The following is a 26,983-nucleotide window of genomic DNA, read 5'->3' on the forward strand; positions in this document are numbered from 1 at the left end:
CTGGAGCCGGCCCTTGAAAGCCCTCGACGAACTCACTTTCGATAATCGCTTCGACCGTCTGGGCGACGCGTTTTCCGCCCATGTGCTGCCCGAGCCCATCGATAATCCGCGCCTGGTCGTGGCCAGCCCCGCCGCCATGGCCCTGCTGGACCTCGACCCTGCCGTGGCCGAAACCCCGGAGTTCGCCGAACTGTTCAGCGGCCACAAGCTCTGGGCCGACGCGATTCCACGGGCGATGGTCTATTCCGGGCATCAGTTCGGCTCCTACAACCCGCAACTGGGCGACGGTCGCGGCCTGTTGCTCGGCGAGGTGTACAACGAGGCAGGCGAACACTGGGACCTGCACCTCAAGGGCGCCGGCCAGACGCCGTTTTCACGCATGGGTGATGGCCGGGCGGTGCTGCGTTCGTCGATCCGCGAATTCCTCGCCTCCGAAGCACTGCACGCGCTGAACATCCCGACCACCCGCGCCCTGTGCGTCATCGGCTCCGACACCCCGGTGTGGCGCGAAAAGCAGGAGCGCGCGGCCATGGTCCTGCGTCTGGCGCCGAGCCATGTACGCTTCGGCCACTTCGAATATTTCTACTACACCAAACGCCCCGAGCAGCAGAAAACACTGGGCGACCACGTGCTGGCCATGCACTTCCCTGAGTGCCTCGAGCAGCCTGAACCGTACCTGGCGATGTTCCGCGAAATCGTCGAGCGCAATGCCGAACTGATCGCCAAATGGCAGGCCTATGGTTTCTGCCACGGCGTGATGAACACCGACAACATGTCGATCCTGGGCATCACGTTCGACTTCGGCCCGTTCGCCTTCCTCGACGACTTCGACGCCAACTTCATCTGCAACCACTCCGACGACCAGGGCCGCTACTCCTTCAGCAACCAGGTACCGATCGGCCAGTGGAACCTCAGCGCCCTGGCCCAGGCCCTGACGCCATTCATCAGCGTCGAAGCCCTGCGCGAAACCCTCGGCCTGTACCTGCCGCTGTTCCAGGCCCATTACCTGGACCTGATGCGCCGCCGTCTCGGCCTGACCACCGCGGAGGATGACGACCAGAAATTGCTGGAGAACCTGCTGCAATTGATGCAAAACAGCGGCGTCGACTACAGCCTGTTTTTCCGTCGCCTGGGTGAAGACGCACCTGAAGAGGCCATCACACGCTTGCGCGATGACTTCGTCGACCTCAAGGGTTTTGATGCCTGGGGCGAGCTCTACATCGCCAGGGTGGCCCGTGAAGGCACGCTTGATCAGGAGCAGCGCCGCCAGCGCATGCACGCGGTCAATCCGCTGTACATCCTGCGCAACTACCTGGCACAAAAGGCCATCGATGCGGCAGAGAGCGGCGACTACTCGGAGGTCCGCCGACTGCACACAGTGCTGAGCAATCCGTTCGAGGAACAAGCGGGGATGGAAAGCTACGCAGAGCGACCACCGGAATGGGGCAAGCATCTGCAGATCAGTTGTTCGTCGTGAGGTGGGTCAGATAAAGACTTCAACCGACACGCTAAAGCGCTCGGCCAACCAGCGGACTTGGCGCAGGTTGAGCTGGCGCTTGCCACTCAGGATTTCGGACACGACCGACTGAGGACCGACGCCAGGCAGGTCGCTCTGGCTGAGGCCGTGTTCACGCATCAAGTAGCCAAGAATCTCGACCCCGCCAGGCTTTGGCATCGGGTGATGCTTATGGTCCCACTCCTCAATCCAGTCACCAATGATATCCACCAGGCTCATCAGCGGGTGGGACTCATCATCGCCAGTCATCTCGAGCAACTCGTCCAGCGCATGTGCCAGCAGGTCATAGTCATCTTCACTTTTCGGCTTTCGAAGAAGCGGTGAGACAAACTCCCAATGCTCGGCAGCTTTTTTGATCAGTACACTCATGCTTTTTCCTCCTTCCACTTGCCGCAGTCATATTCGCGATGATCCAGCACATGCTTGATATAAAGCTTTTGCGATCGATATCTGACAAAAGCTATCAACCGCAGCTTGTTGCCACCGATATCGAAAACATGAAGCTCACCTACCTTGTCGACAGCAGGGAATGTGGCTCTCATCGCCGCAAAATCCGACGGCTTGCTTCCTTTGGCTAATTGATACCAATGATCCAGCGCATTGGCTGCCATTGGCCATTTGGCCTTGGCTTCACGTACTCTTTTTTCAGTGAGAACATGCATGCAACATCCTTATCGCATTTTGCTATGGGGAGTTAATCACAGATAAAAAATATCGCAAGCTGCGATAATCCGAAGTAGACCAGCGGTCTGGCTCGGTACGACTCAGCCTAGTTTTAACGCTGGACACTGCGCGATTGAAAACATGAGCAAACGTCTCCAACTAGGTGATATCAGCTTCCCATTGGATATCACTCATGACCGACCCACTCCTCATCCCCTGCCCCCACTGTAACGGCCTCAACCGCATTCCCGCCGAGCGCCTCAACGACCATCCAAAATGCGGGCGCTGCAAGGCCGAAGTCCTGCTGAACAAGCCGTTTGAATTGAAGCAAGGCGACTACGCCAGCCAGATCAAGGGCGATCTGCCGCTGCTGGTGGATGTGTGGGCGGACTGGTGTGGGCCGTGCAAGTCGTTTGCACCGGTGTTCGAGCAGGCGGCCGGGCAACTGGCGGGCAAGTGCCGGTTGGCCAAGCTGGACAGCGAATCAAACCAGCAATTGTCGGCGCAGTTGGGGATTCGCTCGATTCCGAGCCTGATCCTGTTCAAGAACGGCCGGGAAATCGCCCGACAGAGCGGGGCGTTCCCGTTACCGCAATTGATGAGCTGGTTGCGTAGCCAGGGCATCTGAAACAACACAGCCCCCTTTGGGAGCTGTGTTGACAGCTAGAGTCAGGCGTTTTCCAGCAGGTTGTGCAGCTCAACGAATTGCTGGGTCAGCTTGTGCCGTGGATCGAGGTGGATCAGCGGCGTATTGGCCTGGTGGGATTCGCGCATGCGTACCGAGCTGGCCAGGTACACCGGCAACACGGGCAAGCCTTCGGCGATCAGTTCGTCGAGAATTTGCTGGGGCAGGCTGGCGCGGGCCTGGAACTGGTTGACGACGATGCCTTCGACTTCCAGGCCTTCGTTGTGGTCTTCCTTCAATTCTTCGATTTCCGCCATCAGGCCATACAGTGCCTGGCGTGAAAAACTGTCGCAATCGAAGGGGATCAACACACGATCGGCGGCAATCAACGCAGAAACCGCATAAAAGTTCAGTGCTGGCGGGGTATCGAGGTAAATCCGGTCGTAGTCTTCGCTCAGTTCTTCAAGCAACTTACGCAGCTTGTTGATCTTGTGCTTGGCTTCAAGCTTTGGCTGCAAGTCCGCCAGTTCGGCGGTGGCGGTGATGACATGGAGGTTATCGAACGGGGTTTCGTAGATGTCGACCTGATTTTTCTTGGAGAACGGCCCGGAAGACAGCGTCTGCTTGAAGAAATCGGCGATGCCCATCGGGATGTCGCTGCCCGTGAGCCCCGTCAGGTACTGAGTGGAGTTGGCCTGGGCATCGAGATCCACCAACAGGGTGCGAAACCCCTCGTTGGCACTGACCGCCGCCAGATTGCAGGCAATGCTGGATTTGCCAACACCACCTTTCTGATTGAACACCACGCGCCGCATGTCAAAACCTCCGTGTATCAAAGAATGACCGAGTGTAGTGGTCCACGGCGTTGGTTCGCTACCTTGTCGACACAGGGACTACACAGTCAGTTGACTTCTCTTGCTTGAAAAGCCCTGAACGCCCCATTTGCTTGATGTCGGAACCGACAAACGGGCCCATAATTTTGTGAATAATTACCAATCGCTCAACTTTTCCCAACCTGCCCTTTGATCTTGCTGAGCAAAATGTAACCAGCATTTGCTACACGTTCCCGGCACCGGGATAATGCGCGCCACTCGGCGCCAAACGCCGCGCAGGGTGAGTCTCGACTCTCGGTCGCTCCCCGCGTCAAGCAAGCCCGTGAGGGCGGGATGAATGTCTGTGATCAACTTCAACATCGCCCAATGGCGCGCCTGGGCCCCGGGGCTTGATAGCGTGAGCGATTGGCAGGCCTGGAGCCGACATCCGGTCGTGCTGCCGGACAGCGATGCCGTTCCCGACGTTTCCTTTCTGCCGGCCATGCAGCGCCGGCGGCTCAGCCGACTGGCACGCATGGCATTCAGTGTCGGCTGGCCACTGGCCGAAGGTCGGCAGGATCTGCCATTGGTCTTTGTTTCCCGTCATGGCGAAACGCCCCGGACTGTGGACATTCTCAGCGACCTGGCCGCCGACCAGCCGCTGTCGCCGACCCAATTCAGCTTGTCTGTGCATAACGCGATTATCGGCCTGTGGTCGATCATGCGCGGTGAAACCAGCGAAATGACGGCCCTGGCGGCCGCAGGCGATGGCCTTGAACACGGCATGCTGGAAGCTGCCGCGCTGCTCGCCGAAGGCGCTCGCGCGGTACTGCTGGTGGTCACCGAAGAGCAGCCGCCCGAGGCTTACTCGACCTGGATCGACGACGTGCCGTTCCCTTATGCCGTCGGCCTGCTGATCACGCCAGGCACCGACTGGCGGTTGTCCCTGAACAGCGTCCCGGATGCGTTGTCCAAACCCCGCTGGCCACACGCGCTGAATCTGTTGCCTACGTTGCTCGGCCAGCAAACCACCTGCCAACATGCCTGGAAAAATCGTGTATGGACCTGGCAACGCAACCCGTGACCGAGAGAAACCGCGACGCCTATTACTGGCGCTTGCTGGCCACCGCCGCGAGCTTTGCCCTGTTCGGGCTGGGCGGGCTGTGCCTGCGCCTGGTGATTTTCCCTTTGCTCAACTGCCTGCCCGGCGACGCCCGGACCCATCGGCTGCGGGCCCGGCAAACGGTCAGCCGCTGTTTCTGGATTTTTGTGCGCTTCATGGCGCGCACCGGGGTGCTGACCTACACCATTGAAGGCGCGGAAAAACTCGGTCGGCCCGGGCAAATGATCATTGCCAACCACCCATCGCTGATCGATGTGGTGTTTCTGATCGGCCTGGTGCGTCACGCCAACTGCGTGGTCAAGCAAAGCCTCTGGGAAAACCCCTTCACCCGCGCCCCCCTGCGCTGCACCGAATACATCAGCAACGACGGCAGCATGGACATGCTCGACGCGGCGGCCGACGCACTGAAAGACGGCCAGACCCTGATCATTTTCCCGGAAGGCACGCGCACCCGGCCCGGCCAGCCACCGGCCTTTCATCGGGGCGGTGCGGCAATCGCCCTGCGTGGTGCGAAAATCCTCACCCCGGTCATGATCAAGGTCAGCCCGACCACATTGACCAAGGCCGAACCCTGGTATCGCATCCCCAAGCGGCGCGTGCACTTCAGTATCAGGGTCGGTGCCGATATAGACCCACAGACTTTCGCCACGCAGGGGCCGCCTCCGCAGGCCTCGCGCAAGCTCAACGATTATCTACATTCTTACTTCATCAAGGAGCTCGCCGAAGATGAGCGATCTGCACCGTGATATCAAAATGCTTATCATCGACGCCCTGGGCCTGGAAGACATCAGCGCCGAGGACATCGACAACGAACAGACGCTGTTCGGCGAAGGCCTGGGCCTGGACTCGGTGGACGCCCTGGAGCTGGGCCTGGCGATCCAGAAAAAGTACGGCATCAAAATCGACGCCGATGCCAAGGACACCCGCAATCACTTCAGTAACGTGGCGAGCCTTGCGGCCTTCGTCACCGCAAAACAGGCAGCTTGAGACCGGACCATGCAAACTCGTGACGACATTTTCAACACCCTGCGCGATGCCCTGGTCGAACTCTTCGAACTGGACCCCGAGCGTGTGAGCCTGGAATCCAACCTGTATCAGGACCTGGAAATCGACAGCATCGATGCCGTCGACCTGATTGACCACATCAAACGCCAGACCGGCAAGAAAATCGCCGCCGAAGAGTTCAAATCGGTGCGTACCGTCAGTGACGTGGTCGAGGCGGTCTACCGCCTGGTTCAACCGGCCGCATGAGTCGACTGATTGGCCTCGGCCTGCTGCTGGCAGGCCTTTTGTATCCTTTTGCGGTGTATTTCGGCATGGAGCATTTCGCCCCATGGCAGTTCGGCCTGCTGCTGGGCGGACTGTGGCTGGCCCGGGCGCTGACTGGCCAACGACGCCCCGGCAGCCTGTGGATGGCGGTGGCGGCCATGGTGTTCTGCCTGTTGCTGGCACTGTTCGACAGCCCGGCGCTGTTGCGCTGGTATCCGGTGTTGATCAGCGGCTTCATGCTGGTGCTGTTCGGATCGAGCCTGTTGTTCGGCCCCCCGATCGTTGAACGCCTGGCCCGGGTGCGCGAACCGCAATTGCCGGCCGAGGGCATTCGTTATACCCGTCAGGTGACCATCGCCTGGAGTGTGTTTTTTCTCTGCAACGGTTTGTGTGCCGCTGCCCTGACCGTCTGGGCGCCGCTGAGCTGGTGGACGCTGTACACCGGCCTGATTTCCTACGGATTGATAGGCCTGATGTTTGCCATTGAATGGCTGATACGACTAAGGGTACGAGGCCACCCATGAATTGGATAAAACTTGAGCACCTGCTGCTCAAGGCTCAGCCGGACCGCGCCGTAACCACCGCTCCGGCGCTGGATCACGCCCGGCTGTGCGAACAGGCGCTAAGGCTGGCTGCCGGCCTGAAAGCCCTGGGGGTACGGCAGATGGCCGTGCACCTGGAAGATGCCGCCGAACTGGCGGTCGCCTTGCTTGGCGCCTGGCGTGCCGGGGTCAGCGTGCTGCTGCCTTCGGACTTGCAGCCGCAGACTCGTCAACGCTGGTCGAATGACGTCGACCTGTGGCTGACTGATCAGCCCGGCGACACACACCTTGGCGGTTTCCAACAGCCGCCGCTCAATGCCGCGGCGCTGGACCTGGATCAGTGTCGTTTGAGCCTGTGCACATCCGGCTCCAGCGGCGAGCCCAAGCGTATCGAAAAAAACCTGCGGCAACTGGCCAATGAAGTCGAAGCGCTGGAACAGCTATGGGGCACTGATCTGGGCCCGGCATGCATCATTGGCAGCGTCGCCACCCAGCACATCTACGGCCTGCTGTTTCGCGTGCTGTGGCCGCTGTGCGCAGGGCGCCCGTTCGTACGTCGGCAACTGGCCTTCCCGGAGGATCTGCAACGCGCCAGCCGCGAACACCCGGCCTTCGCCTGGGTGGCCAGCCCGGCACTGCTCAAGCGCATGGGCGACAACCTCGACTGGCCTGCCTTGAGCGCCGTACGCCGGGTGTTTTCCTCCGGCGGCGCATTGCCGGTCGAGGCCGCACAGAGCCTGCATGAGCGTCTGGGGCAATGGCCAACGGAAATTTTCGGCAGCTCGGAAACCGGTGGCATCGCCTGGCGTCAGGGCGCCGGACTCTGGCAGCCCTTTGCCGATGTCACGCTGACCCAAGACAGCGATGGTGCGCTGCTGATCGCTTCGCCCTATTTGCCTGACGGTCATGTCGAACAGACTGCCGACTCAGCGCGCATCGCCGTCGATGGTCGCTTCGAATTGCTCGGGCGGCTGGACCGCATCGTCAAGCTGGAAGAAAAACGTATCTCGCTGCCGATGCTGGAACAGGCGCTGACGGCCCATGAATGGGTCAGCGAAGCACGTCTCGGCGTGGTCAAGGAAAACCGCGCTTCCCTGGGGGCGTTGCTGGTGCTGAGCGAAACCGGATTGCATGCGCTGCGCAATCTGGGCCGCCGCAGCCTCACCGAGCAATTGCGCCAACACCTGAGCCAACACTGCGAAGCCCTGGCCCTGCCAAGACGCTGGCGCCTGCTGCGACACCTGCCGCTGAACGCCCAGGGCAAACTGCCCCAGGCCGACGTCGACGCCCTGTTGCTGGCGCCGCGTCCGAAAGCGCCTGAAGTACTGGAGCAAGTCGAAAGCGATGGAGAGTGGAGCCTGCAACTGGCCGTGCCACCGGACCTGGCCTATTTCAGCGGGCACTTTCCCAAGGCGCCGGTGTTGCCTGGCGTGGTGCAGGTGGACTGGGCGCTGAGCCTGGGCCGGCAACTGATGAATCTGCCGGAAAAATTCGCCGGCATGGAAGTCTTGAAGTTCCAGCAACTGGTGCGCCCGGGCGATGAGATCCAGCTGCACCTGCGCTTCGATGCGGTGCGCGGCAAATTGTATTTCGCCTATCGCAACGAAACCGCCACCTGCTCCAGCGGGCGGATCTTGCTGGAGGCGGCGCATGCATAGCCCCTGCGCCATCGTCCCGGTGTACAACCACGAAGACGCCATCACCACGGTGGTCGACGCGCTGATCGCCAGCAACCTGCCATGCATCCTGGTCGACGATGCCAGCAGCCCGCGCTGCGCCCGGGTGCTCGATCGCCTGGCCCAACGTGACATGGTGTACCTGATCCGCCTGGCCGAAAACCAGGGCAAGGGTGGCGCGGTCATGACCGGCTTGCGCGAAGCTTCGCGCCTGGGCTTCAGCCATGCCTTGCAGGTGGACGCCGATGGCCAGCACGATCTGCAGGACGTCAAACGCTTCATCGAACACTCACGCCGCCACCCCGGGGCGGTGATCTGCGGTTATCCGCAATACGACGCCAGCGTGCCGAAAGGCCGTTTGTATGCGCGCTACCTGACCCACGTCATGGTCTGGATCAACACCCTGTCGTTGCAGATTCGCGACTCCATGTGCGGTTTCCGGATTTACCCCTTGTCACCGGTTCTGGCGTTGATCGAGTCCGCGAAAATCGGCAAGCGCATGGACTTCGATTCGGACATCCTGGTGCGCCTGGCCTGGCGTAATCAGCCGATGTTGTGGCTGCAAACCAAGGTCCATTACCCGCTGGACGGCGTTTCGCATTTTCGGATGTTCCACGACAACGTGCTGATTTCCAGCATGCACACGCGGCTGTTCTTCGGCATGTTGCTGCGCTCGCCCATGATCCTCTGGCGACGGTGGCGGGCATGAGCCGCACCGACAAGCAGCACTGGGCCGACCGTGAAGAACGGGGCAGTTTCTGGCTGATGAAGCTCACTGCGTTCGGCGCCAAAGTGCTCGGTCGTCGCGTACTGAGCCCGTTGCTGTACGGTATCGTCCTGTACTTTTTCCTGTTCGGCCGCAGCGCCCGACACAGTGCCTGGCAATACCAGCAACGCCTGGCCGACTGGAGCGGTCGCAGCGAACTGCGCCCCAGCCATTGGCGGGTGTTCAGCCAGTTCATGGCTTTCGCCGATTCCATGCTCGACAAACTCGACGTGTGGAACGGCAAGCTGAGCATCGAACAAATCGAAATCATCGACCCGGCGCTGCTGCGCGACCAGTTGCGCGGTGCCCGCGGGCAGATGCTGGTGGGCGCTCACCTGGGCAATCTGGAAGTCTGCCGCGCACTCGCGGAAATCGGTGAGAAGGTCACGATGAACGTGCTGGTGCACACCAAGCACGCCGAACAGTTCAACCGCTTGCTGGGCGAAGCCGGGGCGACCAACCTGCGCCTGGTCCAGGTCAGCGAACTCGACCCCGGGATCATGCTGCAACTGAGCGAGCGCCTGGAGCGCGGCGAGTGGCTGGCGATTGCCGGTGACCGCGTGCCGCTGCATGGCGGACGCTGCGCGACCGTGGACTTCCTCGGTCATCCGGCCAGGTTCCCCCAGGGCCCGTGGCTGCTGGCCGGCCTGCTGAAATGCCCGGTCAACCTGCTGCTGTGCCTGAAAAAGCCCGACGGCGACTATCGACTGACCATTGAGCCCTTCGCTGACGCCATCACCTGGAAGCGCAGCGACCGCGAACAGGTCATTCATCAGTGGGCCTCCCGCTACGCCGAACGCTTGGGTCACTATTGCCTCGAAGCACCCCGACAATGGTTCAACTTTTACCCTTTCTGGAAGACCGATGACGACGCCAACGCTTGAGCCGGTAACCTTCGGCGAACGCCCTTTGCGCATTGAAGACGTGCTGGCACTGGCCAACCGCAAGGTGCCGACGCAGTTGCAAAGCGATCCCGCCTACCGCGAGCGCATCGCCAAGGGCGCGCGTTTTCTCGACTCGCTGCTGGACAAGGAAGGCGTGATCTACGGCGTGACCACCGGTTACGGCGATTCCTGCGTAGTGGCTGTGCCGCTGCATCACGTCGAGGCGCTGCCCCGTCATCTGTACACCTTCCACGGCTGTGGCCTGGGCAAACTGCTCGACCCCCAGGCCACCCGCGCGGTGCTCGCGGCGCGTTTGCAGTCGCTGTGCCACGGCGTTTCCGGGGTGCGCGTTGAGCTGCTGGAGCGCCTGCAAGCGTTCCTCGAGCACGACATCCTGCCGCTGATCCCGGAGGAGGGTTCGGTGGGTGCCAGCGGGGACCTGACGCCGCTTTCGTACGTGGCCGCCACGCTGTCCGGCGAGCGCGAAGTGATGTTCCGCGGCGAGCGCCGGCAGGCTGCCGATGTACACCGCGAACTCGGTTGGCAGCCGCTGGTGTTGCGTCCGAAAGAAGCCCTGGCACTGATGAACGGCACCGCCGTGATGACCGGCCTGGCCTGCCTGGCCTATGCCCGCGCCGATTACCTGCTGCAACTGGCCACGCGCATCACCGCGCTGAACGTGGTCGCCCTGCAAGGCAACCCGGAGCACTTCGACGAGCGCCTGTTCGCCGCCAAGCCACACCCGGGGCAGATGCAGGTCGCCGCGTGGTTGCGCAAGGACCTGGCCATCGACGCCCCGACCGCGCCCTTGCATCGCCTGCAAGACCGCTATTCCCTGCGCTGCGCGCCCCATGTGCTGGGCGTGCTGGCCGACAGCCTGAACTGGCTGCGCTCGTTCATCGAGATCGAGCTCAACAGCGCCAACGACAACCCGATCATCGACGCCGAGGCCGAGCGCGTGCTGCACGGCGGGCACTTCTACGGCGGCCACATCGCGTTCGCCATGGACAGCCTGAAAAACCTCGTGGCCAATGTCGCCGACCTGCTCGACCGGCAACTCGCGCTGCTGGTGGATGAGCGCTATAACCATGGCTTGCCGAGCAATCTGTCCGGCGCCACGGCTGAGCGCGCCATGCTCAATCACGGCTTCAAGGCCGTGCAGATCGGCACCAGCGCCTGGACCGCCGAAGCGCTGAAGAACACCATGCCGGCCAGCGTTTTTTCACGCTCTACCGAATGCCACAACCAGGACAAAGTCAGCATGGGCACCATCGCCGCGCGAGATGCGATTCGCGTACTGGAGCTCACCGAACAAGTGGCGGCCGCCACCTTGCTGGCGGCCAATCAGGGTGTCTGGCTGCGCGGTCAGGCGGAAGATGCACGAGCATTGCCACCCGCACTGGCCGACATGCACGAAGCCTTGGCCAGGGACTTCCCGCCGGTCATCGAAGACCGCGCTCTGGAAGGCGAGTTGCGCCTGTGCCTGCAACGCATCGCCGAACAACACTGGAGGCTGCATGCGTAGCAAGGGATTCCTGCACACCGACACGGAAATCGTCGTCCCCTTCTTTGACGTCGACAGCATGCACGTGGTCTGGCACGGCCATTACGTCAAATACCTGGAAGTCGCCCGCTGTGCGCTGCTGGACAGGATCGGCCACAACTACACGGCGATGAACGAGTCAGGCTACGCGTGGCCGGTGATCGACCTGCAATTGCGCTACGTGCGCGGCGCGGTGTTCGGTCAAAAACTCAACGTGCGCGCCAACCTGGTGGAGTGGGAGAACCGCTTGAAGATCAACTACCTGATCAGCGACCTGCAAACCGGTGAACGCCTGACCCGGGCCATGACGGTACAGGTCGCCGTCGACCTCACCAGCCGCGAGATGCAACTGGCCTCGCCGAAGGTCTTCACCGACGCTGTCGAGAGGGCCCTGCCATGATGTCCCGTTCCCCTGTAGGAGCGGGCTTGCCCGCGATGGTCGTTAACGATGACGCTGGGCACCTGACACCCCGCGGCGCCCTCAGGTTTTTCGCGAGCAAGCTCGCTCCTACAGTGTTTTGCGTGCTGCTGGGTATTCCAGGGCTGGCCAGCGCCTTCGACCTGCAACAGCTCAGCGATCAACTGGCCAAGCCCGAAGTGGTCCACGGCAACTTCACCCAGGAAAAACACCTGCGCGCCCTGCCCCAGCCGCTGACCAGCAAGGGCACCTTCGTCCTGGCAAAAAACCACGGCCTGTTGTGGCTGCTGAAGTCGCCGTTGCAACAGGACTACCGCATCACCGCCAAAGGCATTGCCCGGCGTGACGGCAGTGTCTGGCAGATGCTGCCGGGCAAAAGTGCCGGTGCCGAGCAGAACCGCTTGTTCCTCGCCGTGCTGCAAGGCGACAGCAGTGGCCTGCAACGGGATTTCGAGTTGTCCCTGAGCGGCGACGCACAGAACTGGAAGCTCACGCTGGTGCCGCGCTCAATGTTGCTCAAGCAGGTGTTCAACCAGATCAACATTACCGGCGCAGGACTGGTGCAGAGCATCGAACTGCTCGAAACCCAAGGTGACAGTACCTTGCTGCGCATGCAGGACAGCACCGACAGCCAACCGTTGAGCGATGCGGAGCAACATGACTTTGCCGAGTGAACGGTGGATGCCGCGCCTGTTTCTGCTCCTGCTGCTGGCAGTACTGGCGCTCGCGGGCTGGCAATGGCGTGATGGTGCACCACTGTCGGCCAACCTGATGGAACTGGTGCCCGGCACGGCCCCCGATGCCCTGGAACTGCGCGCCGAACAACGCATGCAAGAGCCGCTGAATCGCGAAATGCTGGTGCTGGTCGGCCACTCCGATCGCCAGCAGGCCGTCGCCATGGCCCAGACACTCGGCGAGCAATGGCAAGCCAGCGGGCTGTTCGAAAAGGTCCAGTGGACCCTCCAAGCCGACTTGCCGGCGTTGCGCACGCAATTGCTGCAAGGTCGCCTGGCGATGCTCCAGGCGGCAGACCGGAAACTGCTGATCGATCACCCCGACACCTTCATCCAGCAACGGGTGCAGGCCCTGTTCGACCCGTTCAACGGTTACAGCCTGGTGCCGAGCCAGGACGACTGGCTGGGCCTGACCGGGCGTATCCAGAACAGTCAGCCGCAACGCGGTTCGGTGCAACTGGACATCGGCAGCGGCGCCCTGATCGCCGACGCCGACGGCAAGAGCTGGGTGCTGCTGCGCGCGCGCACCACCGGCAACGCCTTCGACATGAACCTGCCGCTGCAAGTGGCCGACCTGCTCAAGCACAGCCGCGAAGAGGCTGCCCGGCACGAGGTGCAACTGCTCGCTGCCAGCGGCTTGCTGTACGCAGCCAACGGGCAGCAGCAGGCCACCCGGGAAATGACCTGGGTCGGTGGTGGTGCCACCGTTGGCATTCTGTTGCTGCTGCTGTTGGCCTTCCGGCGCTGGCGTGTCTTGCTGGCGTTCGTGCCGGTACTGGTCGGGATGCTCTTCGGAGCGGTGGCCTGCGTGGCGTTGTTCGGCCATATGCACGTGATGACGCTGGTGCTGGGCTCGAGCCTGATCGGTGTCGCGGTCGACTACCCCCTGCACTACCTGTCCAAGAGCTGGAGCCTGAAACCCTGGCACAGCTGGCCGGCCCTGCGCCTGACCCTGCCCGGCCTGACCCTGAGCCTGATCACCAGCGCCATCGGTTATCTGGCCCTGGCCTGGACACCCTTCCCGGCGCTGACGCAGATTGCCGCGTTCTCTGCCGCCGGTTTGCTCGGTGCCTATCTGTCCGCCGTGTGCCTGCTGCCGGCCTTGCTCAAGCGTGTAGACCTGCGCCCGGCGCAATGGCCATTGCAGGTGTCCGAGTTTTTACTGGGCTGTCGTGACGCGCTGATCAAACAGGTGAAAACACCGGTGCTGCTGGCACTGCTGATCGCCTTTTGCGTAGGTGGCCTGTTACAGCTCGATAGCAAAAACGACATCCGCCAGTGGATCAGCGCGCCACAACAATTGACCGACGAAGCCCAGGCCATTGCCCGCATCACCGGCTATCAACCCACCAGCCAGTTCTTCCTGATACGCGCTGCCAACCAGCAGCAACTGCTCGAACGCCAGACAGCCCTGAGCGAGCGACTGGATCAATTGATCGGCCTGGAAAAGCTCCAGGGTTATCTGTCACTCAATCAGTTGGTCAGCTCGCCGAGCGAACAGCAGCAGGTGCGCGCAGCGTTGAACAAACTGCCATCTTTCTGGCAACCGTTGCTCGACATCGGCGTACCGGCCGAGGCGCTGCAAGCCGAGCTGACGAAGCTGCAGGCACTGCCGACCGTTGACATCGACGCAGCGCTCGGCGGCCCCTTGGCAGAGCCCTATCGGCCTCTGTGGCTGGGGCCGGCCGATGACGGCGTGGCGGCGATGGTCAGCCTGCAAGGCATCAACAACCCGTCCCTGCTGCGGCTCCAGGGTGAGGATTTGCCTGGCGTGACACTGGTCGATCGACTGGGCGAGTTGAACAACGTCTTCGCGGCCACCCAAATCAGTGCCGCCGAACTGAAACTCGCCTCTTGCGTGTTGATCGTGCTGGTGCTGATCCTGCCGTTCGGCCTCGGCGGCGCGTTGCGAATCGTGTTCCTGCCGCTGCTGGCGGCATTGTGCAGCCTGGCCAGCCTCGGCTGGCTGGGGCAGCCATTGACCCTGTTCAGCCTGTTCGGCCTGCTGCTGGTGACGGCGATCAGCGTCGATTACGCGATCCTGATGCGCGAACAGGTCGGCGGCGCGGCCGTGAGCCTGCTCGGCACCCTGCTGGCGGCATTGACCACCTGGCTGTCGTTCGGCCTGCTGGCGGTGTCGAGCACCCCGGCGGTGAGCAACTTCGGGCTGTCGGTGAGCCTGGGCCTGATCTTCAGCTTCCTGCTCGCGCCGTGGGCCGGTCGCCAGGTGCACGAGCCTGCGGCCGTGGAGCGGGCAGCATGATGGTCGTTCTGTTCTGGGCGATGGCGCTGGCGTTGTTCGCCGTGGCAACCCGCGCCGGCCGGCATTTCGGCCTGATTCCCATTGTCAGCCAGCTGTTGCTGGCGACCCTCGGCTTGCCGCTGTTGATGTATTTCTGGATCGAGCCGCAATGGCAATTGAGCGGTGCGTTGCTGGTGTCGCCGGGCTGGCTGAAGAACCTCTACAGCCTGAGCTTTGCCCTGTTGCTGGGCTACATCCTCAGCGATGTGATCGACCTGCAACTGGATCGCCAGAGCCTGAAAATCGCCCTGCCCAGCTTCTGCATTCCGTTTGCCTGCGGCCTCGCTACGGCCGTCTGCTTGTTGCCGGCGCAACCGTGGATCAGCTCGCTGGCCGTCGGCCTGTTGTTTGCCATCACCGCAATTCCGGTGTTGTACCTGTACCTGCGGCACATCGATTACCCACCCGCCGCCACCCGGCGCCTGGTGCAAACCGCGATCCTCATCGACCTCGCCTGCTGGACCCTGTTCGGCATCGCCCAGGGCAGCCTGCACCTGAGCAGCCTGTTGCTGCCGTTGGCCGGCGCCTGCCTGCCGGTGCTGCTGCGCCTGCTCGGTCTGCGCCAGACGTGGCTGTACAGCCTGGGCTTTTTCGCCCTGCTGGTGGTCGCCGAGCACTACAAGCTCAATGCGCTGATTTTCGGCATCGGTTATGTGTTGATCATGGCCGCGTTGAAAGCTCCACTGGTGCTGCCGTTGCCGGCCATCTGGATGAGCCGCTTGCAGACGTACATCGCCATCCCGCTGATCCTCACGTTCGGCATCGTGCAGATCAACGTACACAGCGCGATCGACAGCCTCGGCTGGGTGCAATTGGCGGCCCTGCTGCTGTTGCCGATGCTGAGCAAACTGCTGGGCAACTGGCTCGGCCTCGGCTGGGCCGGTGCCTCGTTCACTGGCGCCAGCCGCTGGCGGGAAAGCGTGCTGCTGAACATCCGCGGCTTGAGCGAGATCGTTTTTCTCAACCTGCTGCTGCAACAGCAACTGATCAGCCCGCCGCTGTACTTTGCGCTGATGCTGATGGGCCTGATTGCAACACTGCTGCCGGCCCTGGCCGGCATGCACCGAATCCCCGTGAAAACCGCTGCCCAGGCAAGGAGCCCACATGCCAACCGTTGAAATGGAATGTCGCCAGGTCGTGGTCATCGGCGCCGGTCCTTCCGGTGCCATCGCCGCCGCGCTGCTCAAGCGCAAGGGGCACGACGTACTGGTGATCGAGCGCCAGCATTTTCCACGCTTTTCCATTGGTGAAAGCCTGTTGGCCCACTGCCTGGATTTCGTCGAGGAAGCGGGCATGCTCGACGCCGTCAACGCAGCCGGCTTCCAGCTGAAAACCGGTGCCGCGTTTGCCTGGGGCGAGCGCTACAGCGCCTTCGATTTCGGTGAAACGTTCAGCCACGGCAAATCGACGACCTTTCAAGTCCAGCGCGCCGATTTCGATAAGCTGCTGGCCGATCAGGCCACGCTGCAAGGCGTGGAGATCCGCTATGGCGAAACCATCGTCAGCGTCGACATCGAACCCGGAAAACCGCAGCTCGGCGTGCGCCGCGAAGACGGTAGCGAGTACCACATCGAGGCCGCTTTCCTGCTCGATGCCAGTGGCTACGGCCGCGTACTGCCGCGCTTGCTCGATCTCGAAGCACCGTCGAACTTCCCGGTGCGCCAGGCCGTGTTCACTCACGTCGAAGACCGTATCGACTACCCGGGTTTCGATCGCAGCAAGATCCTCGTGACCACTCATCCGACTCAGCGCGACGTGTGGTTCTGGACCATCCCGTTCAGCAACGGGCGCTGCTCGGTCGGCGTGGTCGCCGCCGAGGAGCGTTTCGCCGGCCGCAGCGACAATCTGGACGAGTGCCTGCGCGGCTTCATCGCCGAGACGCCCAGCCTGGCCAGGGTGTTGCAAAATGCGCAGTGGGACACCGAGGCCCGGACCATCGGCGGTTACTCGGCCAACGTGAAAACCCTGCACGGTCCGGGCTTCGCGCTGCTGGGCAATGCCGCGGAATTCCTCGACCCGGTGTTCTCCTCGGGCGTGACCATTGCCATGCGCTCGGCGAGCATGGCCGCCGGTGTGCTGCACCGTCAGTTGCAGGGCGAAGCCGTCGACTGGCAAACCGAGTTCGCCGAACCGCTCAAGCGCGGCGTCGACACCTTCCGTTGCTACGTCGAAGGCTGGTACGCCGGGACCTTCCAGGACGTGATCTTCCATGAGGGCAGCTCGAAGGAGATCCGTGGAATGATCAGCTCCATCCTTGCCGGATACGCCTGGGACCCAAGCAACCCGTTCGTCAGCGAAGCCCGGCGTCGGTTGAAAGTAATATCGGAATTCTGCGCAAGGGATGCGTCATGAACGACTTGAGCGACCACTACGTCGAAGAAACCCGTTTCGGCTTGTGGTTCCTGCGCAGCCGGATCTGGCAACACTATGTGCTGCGGCTGGCAATCGACGATTTGGCTAGCCTGTTCAGCGAAGCGCTGCCTGTCAGCCCGGTGCTGCTGGATGCCGGTTGCGGCCAGGGCAAGTCATTCGCGCTGCTGCGCCAGGCCTTTGCGCCCGGTCGCCTGATCGGCATCGATGCCGACCCGCAGAGCCTGGCCGTGAGCGCTGAAGAGGCGGCCCGCCAAGGCATGGAAGTGGAGCTGATCGGTAGCGACTGCGCCAGTATCAAGCTGCCGGACGCCAGCATCGACCTGCTGTTCTGTCACCAGACCTTCCATCACCTGGTGGAGCAGGAACAGACACTGGCCGAGTTTTACCGCGTGCTCAAGCCCGGCGGTTATCTGCTGTTCGCCGAATCCACCGAGGCTTACATTGATACCTGGGTGATCCGCTGGTTGTTCCGTCACCCCATGCACGTGCAGAAAAGCGCTGCGCAGTACCTGCAAATGATTCGCCGGCAGGGTTTCGAATTTACCGCGAAAAACGTGTCTTATCCGTACCTGTGGTGGAGTCGCGCCAAGGATTTCGGCCTGCTCGAACGCTTGGGTGTGTGCAAGCCAAAACCCTTTGGCCAGCGGGAAGAAACCCTGGTCAATGTGGTGGCGCGCAAACCTTTTGAAGGAACTGTGTGATGTTTATTCCCAGTCGCTCGAAGCACCATACCTGTGGGAGCGACGGTGCTCTGCGATTTCTCCTGCTCACTGCAACCCTGCTGCTGAGCGCCTGCGCCGGCCGGGCGCCGTTGCCCGAGAAATCCCCTGATCTGCCGTTGCCGCTGCAACTGCACATCCAGCTCTTGCAGCCCGACGACCGTCTGGACTGGGTGCTGGTGGTCCAACGTGAAGAGACGGCTATTCGCTGGTCGATGATGGACCTGCTGGGCATTCCCAAGGCCCGCCAGAAACTGATCGATAAAACCTGGGAGTCCGATGGCTTTCTGCCGCCCAATCCGCAAGCCCGCGAACTGTTCGCGGCGCTGCTGTTTGCCCTGACGCCGCAAGATGAACTGGCGGCCAACTATCCCGGTGCCTGGCAGCACGGCAATCAACGATCCCTGCCCGAGCGCTGGGACATTCGCTATGCACAACCGCAGAACTTTGAATTGAAGATTGCAAAAGGTCCGACCTACCAAGTCACGCCCCTGAGCGGTGAAACGCCATGACGGCTTACCTCAATGCCCTCGGATTGGTCTGCGCGTTGGGCCGCGACAAGCAGGAGGTTGCCCGCAACCTGTTTGCCGGCGACTGTGGCGGCATGCGCGAACAGGCCGGGTGGGTGGCGCAACGCTCGCTGCCGGTCGGCGCGGTCCAGGGCCAACTGCCGACCCTTGCGGCCGAGATGTCGCGCCATCACAGTCGCAACAATCAGTTGTTGCTGGCAGCCACGCTGCAAATCCGCCCGGACATCGACAGCGCGATCCAGGCCTACGGCCGCGATCGCATCGGTGTCGTGCTGGGCACCAGCACCTCGGGCATCGACGAAGCCAGCCAGGGCCTGGCGCATTACCTGCGCGAAAAGCAGTTCCCGCCTGAGTACGATTATCAGCAACAGGAACTCGGTGCACCGGCAAATTTCCTCGCCGAGTGGCTGCAATTGAGCGGGCCGGCCTACGTCATTTCCACGGCTTGCACCTCCAGCGCCCGGGCCTTGATGAGCGCCCAGCGCCTGTTGGACCTGGGCATCTGCGACGCGGTGCTGTGCGGCGGTGTCGACACCTTGTGCAAGCTGACCCTCAACGGTTTTTCGGCGCTGGAGGCGGTCTCGGAACAACGCTGCAATCCGTTTTCGGTGAACCGCAACGGCATCAACATTGGCGAAGCCGCGGTGCTGTTCCTGATGACCAGAGATGCCGGCGAAAGCCAGCCGATTGCCTTGCTCGGCAGTGGCGCCAGCTCCGATGCGCATCATATTTCCGCCCCGGAGCCGAGCGGCCGTGGCGCCCTGCAGGCCATGCGCAAAGCCTTGGGACGCGCCAACCTGAAGCCGGAGCAAATCGCCTATCTGAACCTGCACGGCACCGCCACCCAGCACAACGACGCCATGGAAAGCCAGGCCGTGGCGACGCTGTTCCCGGCCGGCGTGCCCTGTTCGTCGAGCAAACCCATGACCGGCCACACCCTTGGTGCCGCCGGGGCGCTGGAAGCGGCGTTCTGCTGGTTGAGCCTGAGCCCGGACAATCGAGAGCATGCCCTGCCGCCGCACGTCTGGGACGGACAGCCCGATCCCGAACTGCCGCCGCTGCAATGGGTGACCCCGGCCACGCGCCTGACGTCCATTGCACCGCGCTTCCTGATGAGCAATTCCTTTGCCTTCGGTGGCAACAACGTCAGCCTGATTATCGGAGACGCCCCATGATTGACTGGCCGCTCGCCGAACTGCTGCCCCACGCCGGCGACATGATCCTTATCGATCAGATCCTGGCGTTCGATGAAGAGCAGATTCACACCCGCCTGACCGTCAAGCCCGATGGCCTGTTCAATCTCCCCGACGGCAGCCTGCCGGCCTGGGTCGGCATCGAGCTGATGGCCCAGAGCGTGGCCGCCTTCGCCGGCTGCCATGCGCGTCAGCGCGGCGATGCGGTGGAACTGGGCTTCCTGCTCGGCAGCCGAAAGTACGAATGCAACGTTGAAAGCTTCCCGGCCGGCACCGAGCTGACCATCCACGGCATTCGCTCCCTGGAAGACGACAACGGCATGGGCGTGTTCGAATGCCACATCAACGCCCCCGGCATTCACGTCAGCGCTCGGCTGAACGTGTACCGCCCACCCCAGGCCGCTCAATATCTCCATGAACCCGAAGGAGTCCAGTGATGACTGAATCCGTACTGGTCACCGGTTCCAGCCGTGGCATCGGCCGCGCCATCGCCTTGCGCCTGGCCCAGGCCGGGCACGACATCGTGCTGCATTGCCGCAGCGGCCTGGCCGACGCCGGAGCCGTCAAGGCCGAAGTCGAGGCCCTTGGCCGTCGTGCGCGCATCCTGCAGTTCGACGTGGCCGACCGCGCCCGCTGCAAGGAAATTCTCGAAGCCGACGTGGAAACCCACGGCGCCTATTACGGCGTGGTGCTCAATGCCGGGCTGACCCGCGACGGTGCCTTTCCGGCCCTGAGCGAGGAGGATTGGGATGTGGTGATGCGCACCAACCTCGACGGTTTCTACAACGTACTGCACCCGGTGATGATGCCGATGATCAGGCGCCGCGCCGCCGGGCGGATTGTTTGCATCACTTCGGTGTCAGGGCTGATCGGCAACCGTGGCCAGGTCAACTACAGCGCCTCCAAGGCCGGTTTGATCGGCGCGGCCAAGGCATTGGCGATCGAGCTCGGCAAGCGCAAAATCACCGTTAACTGTGTTGCACCCGGCCTGATCGACACAGCCATGCTCGACGAAAACGTGCCGGTGGAAGAACTGATGAAAATGATCCCCGCACAACGCATGGGCACCCCTGAAGAGGTGGCCGGCGCAGTGAATTTCCTGATGTCGGCGGAAGCCTCGTACATCACCCGGCAGGTTCTGGCCGTCAACGGAGGCCTGTGCTGATGAAGCGCGTCGTCGTCACCGGCATGGCCGGCATCACCTCGCTGGGCAGCGATTGGGAAACCATCGCCGGCAACTTCGCGGCCAACCGCAGCGGCATCCGCCGGATGGACGAGTGGGACCGCTTTACCGAGCTCAACACACGCCTGGCTGGCCCCATCGATGACTTCAAGGTGCCGAGCCACTGGACCCGCAAGCAACTGCGCAGCATGGGTCGGGTTTCGCGGCTTGCTGTGGGCGCAGCGGAAATGGCACTGGCCGACGCCGGCCTGTTGGGCGACGAGTCGATCAAGGACGGGCGCATGGGCGTTGCCTGCGGCTCCTCCACCGGCAGCACCGACGAGATCAAGGCGTTCGGCAACATGCTGCTCAACTCGGTGGCCGAAGGCCTGAACGCCAACTCCTACGTGCGCATGATGCCGCACACCACCGCAGCCAATATCAGCATATTCTTCGGCCTCACCGGCCGCCTGATCCCGACCTCCAGCGCCTGCACCAGCGGCAGCCAGGGCATCGGCTATGCCTACGAAGCCATCAAGTTCGGCCGCCTGCCGCTGATGCTCGCCGGCGGCGCCGAAGAACTGTGCCCGACCGAAGCCATGGTCTTCGACGCGCTCTACGCCACCAGCCTGAAAAACGACACCCCACAACGCAGCCCGCGCCCTTACGACAGCGCACGCGACGGCCTGGTGATCGGCGAAGGCGGCGGCATGCTGGTGCTCGAAGAACTGGAACACGCCCTGGCCCGTGGCGCCCACATCCATGCCGAAATCGTCGGTTTCGGCAGCAACGCCGACGGCCAGCACACCACCCGCCCCGAACAGATCACCATGCGCCGGGCCATGGAACTGGCCCTGGAAGACGCCGGGCTGAAACCGTCGGACATCGGCTACGTCAACGGCCACGGCACCGCCACCGAACAGGGCGACATCGCCGAGACCCTGGCCACCAGCAGCCTGTTCGGCGAACACATGCCGATCAGCTCGCAAAAAAGCTTCCTCGGCCACACCCTCGGCGCCTGCGGTGCGTTGGAGTCCTGGTTCAGCATCGAAATGATGAACCGCGACCTGTACGCCCACACCTTCAACCTCGACGAAGTCGACCCGCATTGCGGCAAACTCGACTACCTGCGCGGCGAGTTTCGGCAGATGAGCAATCGGTATGTGATGAACAATAATTTTGCGTTTGGCGGGGTGAATACTTCGTTGATATTCAAGCGCTGGTCCATGCAATCGGGAGCTGGCTTGCCACCGGCATAACGGAGGCCATTGTTTCGCTTGCAATCGAGCGCCAGAGGGAGCGTGCAAGTGGTGGACAACTGTTAAATATTGTTGCCGCGATATCGCTCACAGGAAAGAGCATGTTGCGGCAAGGGTAGACCGGGTAAGATTCTCTGTCTTTTATTTCAGTGTTGAACTTATTTTGTGAATTTAGGTTATATTGAACACAATGATCTGCGGATAAGGACTTCTATAATGTATACCATCAGATATTTGGCAAGCTTGGGTTTTGTTGTTATCGGCTGCTCCATGGGATACACAATGATTATTGTGTGGGGAATAACAAAAATCTTTCCCTTAAATGACGCTACTTATTGGATTGTCAATGGCATTGTGTTCACAATAATTGTTACCGCGAGTTTGCGCTTTTATATTCCCAGACTTCGTAAGATCTGGTAATCACCGTCGCTCCTCACGATGCCATTTGCTTTCCATTTCCGACCCGTCCTTTGAAACCATAGAATTAATTGTAATTGAATCAACTAGCGCCTCAAAAAACAAAGCCAACTTACCAGATTGCTGGTAGGCCGACTCGTAATTCAGTGGATCTCGCCTGAAAAGCTGTACAGAATCCACCTTGCGTACTGGCCGCATCATACCGCCAGCAGACAAAATCAAGTCGATTGTTCCATATGCTAAATCCCCATTATAATCATCCCCCATAAATGATGCATAGGCGCGCCTAGTCGGCCCCCTTACTGCTTGGGCGGCAGGACCGTTATAAGTATTCATCCCACCTTCGTAAATATTATTAACTCCATGCGCGACGAAAAATGCACCGAGCGGTGCTGCCAAGCCATATGAAGCCCCCGTAATGGCAACCCCTACTTCAACCTGCATGGCTCCTGCAACAACCCCAACTCCGTTTTGAGCATAAAAAAGAGCCTTGGAAGCAAGGTCGGCATGTTCTCTCCTTATCTCTTGCACGCCATCCCAAGCACTTATCACCCCGTCACTCACATCATTTATAATTTCATTCACATAATTAGATATGATTACGCCAAACTGAAGCTGAGTCGTGCCATCATAGAAATTCGTAGCGCCAACCGTACACCCTAATGCAACTAGATCAGAAGCTGCTTTGGCTACATCATGTACATCACATGGCTGATCACTCATATTCGTTGTCCCAAGAGCTATAGGCACTTGTACTTGCCTTGTGATGCACCCAGGCAATTTCCCGATACCTGATGGCCACAAGTTCCTGTGGCTGCGCGTCACCCATATGAATGGCATGCGGCACCTGAACACTTATATTGGCAACACGTCCACCACTTAGCGATACAGTAAAATATTTTTCGTGACCACCAACGGATGAAGTGCGGTAGAAATTGATTTTACATTCAATTTCTTCGCTTTCATGAAGAGCACTAGCTAATAACGGCGTAGATTTATCAATATTTTTTGTAAGGATGACCGGCATATGTTTCCCACGGCCACCAAAAGTGCTTCCATCATTACCAGCTGCCATATTATGAGAGTAAGCCAGCACCATAATTTCGTCTTCATGGCTGGCCTGACATTTATTCCCAATAGAGTCCTGACTGGAACAGCCAGCGGAAATCAAACCTTGTTTTTTCCCGGTAATAGTCATGTAGCTGAGATTTGCCAAGCCCTTCACTCCTTTGAGTCAGCCGCCCATCCTCTTACAAGGATTTAAAGCAGCCACTCCTAACAAATATACAAATATGTCACACACCCAAGCTCTAAACATTGCCGATACGGGGATCAACCGTCAAACAAATCCTGCCTATAGCCACTGCCCCCCTATAAAATTCAGACAACCCCCACACCACCAAGAGAACATTCCTACAGCAAGCTCCTAAGTTAATTTAACTACACAGACAAACAACTCCATCATTAATAAAAAACAACTGCTACGTAAGAAATTTGCCTATACACCACTTAGATAGAGTTTATACAAAATACCTGCACCCCTACGATTAAGGGCGCGGCGGTCTGGTGATCGGTAAGGTGGCGGCATTCCGGTGCTCGAAGAACTGGAACACGCATTGGTGCAGGCGCCCGTATCCAAGTCGAGCTCGTCGGACTCGGCAGCAATGCCGACGGCCAGTACACTCTCCGCCCGAAACTGATTTGCAAGCGCTGAATGTAAGGCCAGAAACGCCAAAGAGCGCCTTTCGGCGCTCCTTAATAAACAGGTCGGCTTGTCATCGCCCTTTACCTGCCTGGCTCTGTGATGGCTGGTTGCCCAGGATCCTCAGAGTCTCACAAGCTCCTTTCGGAAACGTTGGGTTTGATTCACGAGCACGCGCAATTGTCGCAAGTGCCTTGAAGACGAATTCTGGATCCTCTTCCCCTACTTCCAAACAAGCTTTCAGATAATCAGCCAAGTCCTCTTCGGTCTTTAGGTATTCGGCGGAATCCCAACGGCGAAATTGGCTTGTCATGATCTACTCCGCGTTGCTCAATTTAATTTGATCGTAACCTCGAATTGGAAAATTCAAATTGGGTGGTTCAAGGTGGATCGAGGTTATCCAACACCCGATTCACCGCCAGCTCCCCCAACATGATCGACTGTTGAATCCCCAACAATGTATTGCTCTGCGCTCCGTTCAGATTCCTCGCGAAATCGCTCGCCATGACATTGGCTGATGCCAGTGACACACAGGCGTATTCCAGCAGGGTGTGGTTATCGATATCGGGGGCGATCAAGAAGATATTGCTGGGTTCGCGTGGAGCGTCCGGCGATTGTTTTGCTTTTTTGGTCATGATTCAGCGCCCAGAAAAGTGGAGCCGACACCGTGTCGCTACGAATCAAAAGGGTGGCAGCTGTACGCAGGTTAGCAGACCGGGTCTTCACCAAACCGGCGCGCCCGAAGGCGCCCTGCGCACAGCTACCGTCAAGGGCAGGTACAGGCATACCTGCCTATCAGGAGCGCAAATGCACTTAGCGAAAACACGGGCTGCTAAACCCGATCACTGACAATCAGTGACCCGAATCAAGTTAGCGATGGCCCTCAAAGCGCACAAGCCGGCGGATTCTGGAGTAGTTGAAGGCAACGTCGCAAGGCGCTGTAGCCTTTGCGAAGGATTTCGGAATTGTCCTACAGCAGGTCGTTAAGCCTTCCGAAGGGGACGATACATCCTCGTGCCAGACAGCTGTTTTTATAGTGTTTTTGTAAACGCTTTCGCGAGGGCGCTTGCTCCCTCGCCACAGGGGAATTGGCCGTCACGCAGCACACCCTTTCGCCGACTACACTCGCCAATGCACTCCTTCGCTTAAACGGTATCTCCCACATCCAAGCTCTTTCACGTCAAGGACCTGACCATGCAAGTGAAAGCCGTGATTGCCGCTGTTCTGTTTTGCCTGCTGCCCAGTGTCAGCCAGGCCACCAACCTGATGTACATGCCCTTCGAAACCGTCCTGTCCAACGCCCTGCGTGCCGGGCGGCTGGATGGCAGCGTGAAGTTCTATCTGGCTGGTAACGGCCCGAGCACGAATCTTCAGATGTTGCGCACGAACGTTGTCAGCGACTGGCCCACCAACGTCTCCAACAAGAGTGATTTCGATGCCTGTGAGTGGGCAGTGCAATCGACGTTGATTGAGTTGCAGGAAGAGGCAAAGCGGGTGGAAGCGAATGCGGTGACCAATATCGTCAGTTACTACGATCAGCATGTGCGCAAGGACCTGAACACCTATGAGTGCCGGGCCGGGGTATTTGTGGCGCGGGTGGCGTTGCGGGGGGATTTGGTGCGGGTGCCGTAGGTATCCCCGGAGTTGGTTGGTGTTCTGACGAGAGCCTTCGCGGGCAAGCCCGCTCCCACAGGGTTTTGCAAGATAGCCAATATTGTGTTCACACCGCAGCCCCTTGTGGGAGCGGGCTTGCGCGCGATTGACGGCGCAGCCGTCACGGTTGCAGCGGCTCGACCTTGCGCGTCAGCAGTTCAACAAACGCCTTGGCCATCGCCGACTTCTGATCCTTGCGCTGCACCAGCCACACCGCCGACACCGCTGCCGGATCCAGCAACGGCCGGTAGACCACACCATCAATTCGCATCCGCTGATAAGACGCCGGCAGCACCGAAACGCCTAGCCCCGCCGCTACCAGCCCGATGATGGTCATCGCCTCGCCGGCCTCCTGGGCGAAGTGTGGGCTGAAGCCGGAGTCCCGCGCCAGGCTGAGCAGTTGCGCATACAGGCCACTGCCGTAGCTGCGCGGAAAAAACACAAAGGGCTCAAGGGCCAGGGCTGACAGAAACAGGCCTTCCTCACTGCCCTCGACCAACGGGTGCTTGGAGCTGAGCACCGCGACCAGCGGTTCGCGCATCAGCTCGACCACGCTGAGGCAGTCCGGCAATCCGAGCGGGCGCATGATGCCGACCTCGATCGACTCGTCCACCAGCGCATCGGCCACCTGGGTACTGCTCAATTCCCGCAGGTTCAGGTGCACCGCCGGGAAGCGCTGGCGGAACGAAAAAATCGCCTGGGGAATGGTCGAGTTGAACGGTGCCGACGAGGTGAAGCCGATTTTCAGCTCGCCCAACTCACCCAGTTGCGCTCGTCGCGCGACATCCGCCGCTTTATCGACCTGCGCCAGCACCAGCCGCGCCTCTTCGAGGAACAGCCGACCGGCTTCGCTCAGCTCGACCCGACGATTGGTACGCTCGAACAGGCGTGCGCCGACTTCCTGTTCCAGCGCCTGGATTTGCTGGCTCAGCGGCGGTTGGGAGATGCCCAGCACCTGTGCGGCGCGGCCGAAGTGCAGTTCTTCGGCGACGGCGATGAAGTAGCGCAGATGTCGCAATTCCATGGAAACCCCATTAGGTCGTAAAAGCTATCAAACAGGTCGAACAATATATTGGATTGAATCATTAGCCAGCTATATGCT

Annotated in this window: 31 protein-coding genes and 1 pseudogene; 24 read left to right on the plus strand and 8 right to left on the minus strand. The window is 60.6% G+C overall.

From position 1 onward, the window contains the following. Window positions 1–13: 13 nt before the first annotated feature. Window positions 14–1,477 (plus strand): protein adenylyltransferase SelO, encoded by a 1,464-nt coding sequence (gene selO, locus EI969_RS28175; RefSeq protein WP_160390584.1) that lies wholly within the window; start codon window positions 14–16, stop codon window positions 1,475–1,477. A gap of 6 nt (window positions 1,478–1,483) precedes the next feature. Here selO and EI969_RS28180 read toward each other — a convergent pair whose 3' ends face one another. Together EI969_RS28180 and EI969_RS28185 are read right to left on the minus strand one after the other, a co-directional pair. Further along, on the minus strand, window positions 1,484–1,885 hold the full coding sequence (locus EI969_RS28180; RefSeq protein ID WP_160390585.1) for a type II toxin-antitoxin system HigA family antitoxin: 402 nt from the start codon (window positions 1,883–1,885) through the stop codon (window positions 1,484–1,486). Beyond that, complete coding sequence (locus tag EI969_RS28185) at window positions 1,882–2,178, minus strand: type II toxin-antitoxin system HigB family toxin (RefSeq protein ID WP_160390586.1); 297 nt, start codon at window positions 2,176–2,178, stop codon at window positions 1,882–1,884. The genes EI969_RS28180 and EI969_RS28185 overlap by 4 nt, the downstream gene beginning before the upstream one ends. Window positions 2,179–2,372: 194 nt before the next feature. Here EI969_RS28185 and trxC point away from each other — a divergent pair, with 194 nt between their 5' ends. After that, complete coding sequence (gene trxC, locus EI969_RS28190) at window positions 2,373–2,807, plus strand: thioredoxin TrxC (RefSeq protein WP_160390587.1); 435 nt, start codon at window positions 2,373–2,375, stop codon at window positions 2,805–2,807. Between the two features lie 41 nt (window positions 2,808–2,848). On the opposite strand, the gene EI969_RS28195 is transcribed toward trxC, so the two are convergent. After that, window positions 2,849–3,619 carry a ParA family protein gene (locus EI969_RS28195; RefSeq protein ID WP_160390588.1) on the minus strand — a complete coding sequence of 257 codons (771 nt, stop codon included), beginning with the start codon at window positions 3,617–3,619 and terminating at the stop codon, window positions 2,849–2,851. A gap of 355 nt (window positions 3,620–3,974) precedes the next feature. On the opposite strand from EI969_RS28195, the gene EI969_RS28200 reads away from it, so the two are divergent. The 20 genes from EI969_RS28200 to EI969_RS28295 are packed head-to-tail and all read left to right on the plus strand — an operon-like array spanning window position 3,975 to window position 22,109. Continuing rightward, entirely contained in the window at window positions 3,975–4,700 is a 726-nt protein-coding gene (locus tag EI969_RS28200; protein ID WP_160390589.1) for a beta-ketoacyl synthase chain length factor, read from the plus strand. Then, window positions 4,676–5,485 carry a 1-acyl-sn-glycerol-3-phosphate acyltransferase gene (locus EI969_RS28205; RefSeq protein WP_160390590.1) on the plus strand — a complete coding sequence of 270 codons (810 nt, stop codon included), beginning with the start codon at window positions 4,676–4,678 and terminating at the stop codon, window positions 5,483–5,485. Before EI969_RS28200 ends, EI969_RS28205 begins: the two co-directional genes overlap by 25 nt. Beyond that, window positions 5,466–5,726 carry a phosphopantetheine-binding protein gene (locus tag EI969_RS28210; protein ID WP_150714698.1) on the plus strand — a complete coding sequence of 87 codons (261 nt, stop codon included), beginning with the start codon at window positions 5,466–5,468 and terminating at the stop codon, window positions 5,724–5,726. Before EI969_RS28205 ends, EI969_RS28210 begins: the two co-directional genes overlap by 20 nt. A gap of 9 nt (window positions 5,727–5,735) precedes the next feature. Then, a complete protein-coding gene (locus EI969_RS28215; RefSeq protein WP_007992314.1) occupies window positions 5,736–5,990 on the plus strand; it encodes an acyl carrier protein in 255 nt (84 codons plus the stop codon). Beyond that, the gene (locus EI969_RS28220; RefSeq protein ID WP_160390591.1) at window positions 5,987–6,532 is read left to right on the plus strand and encodes a hypothetical protein; all 546 of its coding nucleotides are present in this window, start codon (window positions 5,987–5,989) and stop codon (window positions 6,530–6,532) included. The genes EI969_RS28215 and EI969_RS28220 overlap by 4 nt, the downstream gene beginning before the upstream one ends. Beyond that, window positions 6,529–8,208: an acyl-CoA synthetase family protein gene (locus tag EI969_RS28225; RefSeq protein WP_160390592.1), complete on the plus strand. Its 1,680-nt coding sequence runs from the start codon at window positions 6,529–6,531 to the stop codon at window positions 8,206–8,208. The genes EI969_RS28220 and EI969_RS28225 overlap by 4 nt, the downstream gene beginning before the upstream one ends. Beyond that, on the plus strand, window positions 8,201–8,935 hold the full coding sequence (locus EI969_RS28230; RefSeq protein WP_160390593.1) for a glycosyltransferase family 2 protein: 735 nt from the start codon (window positions 8,201–8,203) through the stop codon (window positions 8,933–8,935). The genes EI969_RS28225 and EI969_RS28230 overlap by 8 nt, the downstream gene beginning before the upstream one ends. Beyond that, window positions 8,932–9,876 carry a glycosyl transferase gene (locus EI969_RS28235; RefSeq protein WP_160390594.1) on the plus strand — a complete coding sequence of 315 codons (945 nt, stop codon included), beginning with the start codon at window positions 8,932–8,934 and terminating at the stop codon, window positions 9,874–9,876. The genes EI969_RS28230 and EI969_RS28235 overlap by 4 nt, the downstream gene beginning before the upstream one ends. Beyond that, complete coding sequence (gene hutH / locus EI969_RS28240) at window positions 9,857–11,401, plus strand: histidine ammonia-lyase (RefSeq protein WP_160390595.1); 1,545 nt, start codon at window positions 9,857–9,859, stop codon at window positions 11,399–11,401. Before EI969_RS28235 ends, hutH begins: the two co-directional genes overlap by 20 nt. Further along, window positions 11,394–11,819, plus strand: a complete 426-nt coding sequence (locus EI969_RS28245) for a thioesterase family protein (RefSeq protein ID WP_160390596.1) — start codon at window positions 11,394–11,396, stop codon at window positions 11,817–11,819. The genes hutH and EI969_RS28245 overlap by 8 nt, the downstream gene beginning before the upstream one ends. Continuing rightward, complete coding sequence (locus EI969_RS28250; protein WP_371926043.1) at window positions 11,819–12,511, plus strand: outer membrane lipoprotein carrier protein LolA; 693 nt, start codon at window positions 11,819–11,821, stop codon at window positions 12,509–12,511. The genes EI969_RS28245 and EI969_RS28250 overlap by 1 nt, the downstream gene beginning before the upstream one ends. After that, window positions 12,495–14,834 (plus strand): MMPL family transporter, encoded by a 2,340-nt coding sequence (locus EI969_RS28255; RefSeq protein WP_160390598.1) that lies wholly within the window; start codon window positions 12,495–12,497, stop codon window positions 14,832–14,834. The genes EI969_RS28250 and EI969_RS28255 overlap by 17 nt, the downstream gene beginning before the upstream one ends. Continuing rightward, window positions 14,831–15,991, plus strand: a complete 1,161-nt coding sequence (locus tag EI969_RS28260) for a sodium:proton antiporter (protein ID WP_256678375.1) — start codon at window positions 14,831–14,833, stop codon at window positions 15,989–15,991. The genes EI969_RS28255 and EI969_RS28260 overlap by 4 nt, the downstream gene beginning before the upstream one ends. After that, window positions 15,978–17,225 (plus strand): NAD(P)/FAD-dependent oxidoreductase, encoded by a 1,248-nt coding sequence (locus tag EI969_RS28265; RefSeq protein WP_160390599.1) that lies wholly within the window; start codon window positions 15,978–15,980, stop codon window positions 17,223–17,225. The genes EI969_RS28260 and EI969_RS28265 overlap by 14 nt, the downstream gene beginning before the upstream one ends. Further along, window positions 17,222–17,947: a class I SAM-dependent methyltransferase gene (locus tag EI969_RS28270; RefSeq protein ID WP_160390600.1), complete on the plus strand. Its 726-nt coding sequence runs from the start codon at window positions 17,222–17,224 to the stop codon at window positions 17,945–17,947. The genes EI969_RS28265 and EI969_RS28270 overlap by 4 nt, the downstream gene beginning before the upstream one ends. Continuing rightward, entirely contained in the window at window positions 17,947–18,477 is a 531-nt protein-coding gene (locus tag EI969_RS28275) for a DUF3261 domain-containing protein (protein WP_160390601.1), read from the plus strand. Before EI969_RS28270 ends, EI969_RS28275 begins: the two co-directional genes overlap by 1 nt. Beyond that, on the plus strand, window positions 18,474–19,670 hold the full coding sequence (locus EI969_RS28280) for a beta-ketoacyl-[acyl-carrier-protein] synthase family protein (RefSeq protein WP_160390602.1): 1,197 nt from the start codon (window positions 18,474–18,476) through the stop codon (window positions 19,668–19,670). The genes EI969_RS28275 and EI969_RS28280 overlap by 4 nt, the downstream gene beginning before the upstream one ends. Beyond that, the gene (locus EI969_RS28285) at window positions 19,667–20,125 is read left to right on the plus strand and encodes a hotdog family protein (protein ID WP_160390603.1); all 459 of its coding nucleotides are present in this window, start codon (window positions 19,667–19,669) and stop codon (window positions 20,123–20,125) included. The genes EI969_RS28280 and EI969_RS28285 overlap by 4 nt, the downstream gene beginning before the upstream one ends. Beyond that, window positions 20,125–20,853 (plus strand): 3-oxoacyl-ACP reductase FabG, encoded by a 729-nt coding sequence (fabG, locus tag EI969_RS28290; protein ID WP_160390604.1) that lies wholly within the window; start codon window positions 20,125–20,127, stop codon window positions 20,851–20,853. The genes EI969_RS28285 and fabG overlap by 1 nt, the downstream gene beginning before the upstream one ends. Next, window positions 20,853–22,109 (plus strand): beta-ketoacyl-ACP synthase, encoded by a 1,257-nt coding sequence (locus tag EI969_RS28295; RefSeq protein WP_160390605.1) that lies wholly within the window; start codon window positions 20,853–20,855, stop codon window positions 22,107–22,109. Before fabG ends, EI969_RS28295 begins: the two co-directional genes overlap by 1 nt. A 420-nt stretch (window positions 22,110–22,529) precedes the next feature. Here the strand turns inward: EI969_RS28295 and EI969_RS28300 are convergent, their stop codons facing one another. Further along, window positions 22,530–23,249 (minus strand): DUF4225 domain-containing protein, encoded by a 720-nt coding sequence (locus EI969_RS28300; protein WP_160390606.1) that lies wholly within the window; start codon window positions 23,247–23,249, stop codon window positions 22,530–22,532. Then, window positions 23,242–23,742 carry an Hcp family type VI secretion system effector gene (locus EI969_RS28305; protein ID WP_160390607.1) on the minus strand — a complete coding sequence of 167 codons (501 nt, stop codon included), beginning with the start codon at window positions 23,740–23,742 and terminating at the stop codon, window positions 23,242–23,244. The genes EI969_RS28300 and EI969_RS28305 overlap by 8 nt, the downstream gene beginning before the upstream one ends. 338 nt (window positions 23,743–24,080) lie before the next feature. Between EI969_RS28305 and EI969_RS28310 the strand changes: the two are divergent. After that, window positions 24,081–24,237 (plus strand): annotated as a pseudogene (locus EI969_RS28310) (beta-ketoacyl-ACP synthase); the annotation flags it as partial. 64 nt (window positions 24,238–24,301) lie between these two features. Here EI969_RS28310 and EI969_RS28315 read toward each other — a convergent pair. Then, on the minus strand, window positions 24,302–24,541 hold the full coding sequence (locus tag EI969_RS28315; RefSeq protein ID WP_160390608.1) for a DNA-binding protein: 240 nt from the start codon (window positions 24,539–24,541) through the stop codon (window positions 24,302–24,304). 67 nt (window positions 24,542–24,608) lie between these two features. Then, a complete protein-coding gene (locus EI969_RS28320; RefSeq protein ID WP_160390609.1) occupies window positions 24,609–24,863 on the minus strand; it encodes a DUF6124 family protein in 255 nt (84 codons plus the stop codon). Between the two features lie 559 nt (window positions 24,864–25,422). On the opposite strand from EI969_RS28320, the gene EI969_RS28325 reads away from it, so the two are divergent. Beyond that, window positions 25,423–25,860 (plus strand): excinuclease, encoded by a 438-nt coding sequence (locus EI969_RS28325; RefSeq protein WP_160390610.1) that lies wholly within the window; start codon window positions 25,423–25,425, stop codon window positions 25,858–25,860. A gap of 142 nt (window positions 25,861–26,002) precedes the next feature. Here the strand turns inward: EI969_RS28325 and EI969_RS28330 are convergent, their stop codons facing one another. Continuing rightward, window positions 26,003–26,905: a LysR family transcriptional regulator gene (locus tag EI969_RS28330; RefSeq protein ID WP_160390611.1), complete on the minus strand. Its 903-nt coding sequence runs from the start codon at window positions 26,903–26,905 to the stop codon at window positions 26,003–26,005. Window positions 26,906–26,983: the final 78 nt, after the last annotated feature.

Source organism: Pseudomonas sp. PB101, from assembly GCF_009764265.1.
Lineage (GTDB): Bacteria > Pseudomonadota > Gammaproteobacteria > Pseudomonadales > Pseudomonadaceae > Aquipseudomonas.